The 304-nt window shown below is 65.5% G+C and carries 1 protein-coding gene; it reads right to left on the reverse strand.

Features of this window, described 5'->3' with window-relative positions:
• Positions 1 to 304, reverse strand: a 304-nt coding sequence (locus R5H29_RS02295; RefSeq protein ID WP_332328673.1) for a hypothetical protein, incomplete at both ends; no start/stop codon positions are given.

The following is a 304-nucleotide window of genomic DNA, read 5'->3' on the forward strand; positions in this document are numbered from 1 at the left end:
GCGTGACCTGCCACTGCCCCTGGGCCTCGAAGCCCTTGAACTCGCGCTGGCCGAGGTTCGAGAAGACCGTGTAGCCGGTCTGATTGCCCTGGCCGGAGTAGAAGCCGAAATCGCGATCGACCTTCTGATAGAAGTAATCGATGCGGCCGAAGAGCTTCGGCGCGGCGTACTGCACGCCGCCTTCGTACATATGCACGATGGAGGCATAGGGCGCGCCGCCGGTCAGGCTCGGCACGAAGTCGGTCGCCGGTGCGAACAGCGCGGACGTGCCGGTGCTGCCATAGACGGACAGACCGGCGAGCGC

Source organism: Stenotrophomonas sp. A3_2, assembly GCF_036624925.1.
Classification (GTDB): domain Bacteria; phylum Pseudomonadota; class Gammaproteobacteria; order Xanthomonadales; family Xanthomonadaceae; genus Stenotrophomonas; species Stenotrophomonas hibiscicola.